This window comes from Arthrobacter echini (assembly GCF_008107445.1).
GTDB classification, from domain to species: domain Bacteria; phylum Actinomycetota; class Actinomycetes; order Actinomycetales; family Micrococcaceae; genus Arthrobacter_D; species Arthrobacter_D echini_A.
In genome coordinates, this window is record NZ_VSLD01000028.1 from 1 (window position 1) to 1486 (window position 1486).

The 1486-nt window shown below is 66.2% G+C and carries 1 protein-coding gene; it reads left to right on the top strand.

Annotation, left to right across the window (positions count from 1 at the left end):
- Positions 1-163: 163 nt before the first annotated feature.
- Positions 164-1474: an ISL3 family transposase gene (locus FQ377_RS14660; RefSeq protein ID WP_472974039.1), complete on the top strand. Its 1311-nt coding sequence runs from the start codon at positions 164-166 to the stop codon at positions 1472-1474.
- Positions 1475-1486: the final 12 nt, after the last annotated feature.

Genomic DNA, 1486 nt, shown 5'->3' on the forward strand with positions numbered 1-1486 from the left:
GGCCCTTCGCAGTTGAGCGTGGGTAGGGCGGTCGGGGACTAACGCGGCAGGGGTTCGCTGGTGCTGGTGCGGCGTGGTGTGGTGGGAATGAGGTCAGGGCCTCTTTGAATGGGTAGCGACCAAGCAACCGAGATTCAGAAGAGACCCTGACGTGAATAACTCTATGTCGTGCTCCGGCGACCGCTGGTGCGCACGCGCTGACATGATGCTCGGCGTCGCCAACATCCACCTCACTACCGTCACGACAACGCCGACGGCCCTGGTTCTCGGCGTGGAGACCGGCGACACGATCGCTGGCTGCCCGGCCTGCGGAGTCATCGCGGTCGGCCACGGACGCCGACCGGTCCGGCTGCATGACATCCCGTGTTTCGGCCGGCCAGTGCGCCTGGTCTGGTCCAAACGCATCTGGCGGTGCCCCGAACCGGGATGCCCGAAGACCACGTTCACCGAAGAGCACCCGCTGGCCGGTCCACGGTCGAAGCTCACCGGCCGGGCCATCGGGTGGGCGGTCGATGCCCTGTCTCGTTACGACACCTCAGTCTCCGCCCTGGCCTATCAACTCGGGGTGTCCTGGCACACGCTCTGGGACGCGATCACACCCGAGGCGATCCGCCGCACCACTACCCCCGACCGCCTGGCCGGAGTCGACGCTCTCGGTGTCGATGAGCACGTCTGGGCTCACACCGGACCACCTGGTACGGGCATGGTCACCGGCATCGTGGACCACACCCGCGACGCGAACGGCGTGGTTCATGCACGGTTGCTGGATCTCGTTCCGGGCAGGTCGGGTAAGGCCTACGCCACTTGGCTCACCGACCAAGGCCCGAACTTCACGACCGGCATCAAGACTGCGGCCCTGGATCCGTTCCGTGGTTACGCGAACGCGATCCGCGACGAACTCCCCGAAGCGATCACCGTGCTCGATGCGTTCCATGTCGTGAAGCTCGGCTCGGCCATGGTCGACGAGGTCCGCCGCCGTGTCCAGCAGGACACCCTCGGACACCGCGGACGCAGCGGGGATCCGCTCTACGGAATCAGACGGACCCTGCAATGCGGGGCCGAGCACCTCACCGACAAACAAGTTGCCCGCCTGAACACCAAGCTCGACCTCGGGGACCCCGACCACGAAGTCACCCTCGCCTGGCAGTGCTATCAACAGCTCCGCTCGATCTATCACGTCAAACCGGAGAAGGGCCGGGCCCTGGTCGCCGCCATCCTCGCCTCGTTCCCCTCCTGCCCGATCCCCGAGATCGCCCGGCTCGGCCGGACACTACGGCAGTGGAAGTCCGCGATCCTGGCGTACTTCGACACCGACGGCGCGTCCAACGGGCCCACCGAAGCCGTCAACGGTGTTATCGAAACCACCCGCCGCATCGCCAGAGGATTCCGCAACTTCACCAACTACAGACTCCGCTGCCTCCTCGCCGCCGGCGGTCACCGCCCCTACCGCACGAAACGAACCAACCACGCCTAAATGCGAAGGGCC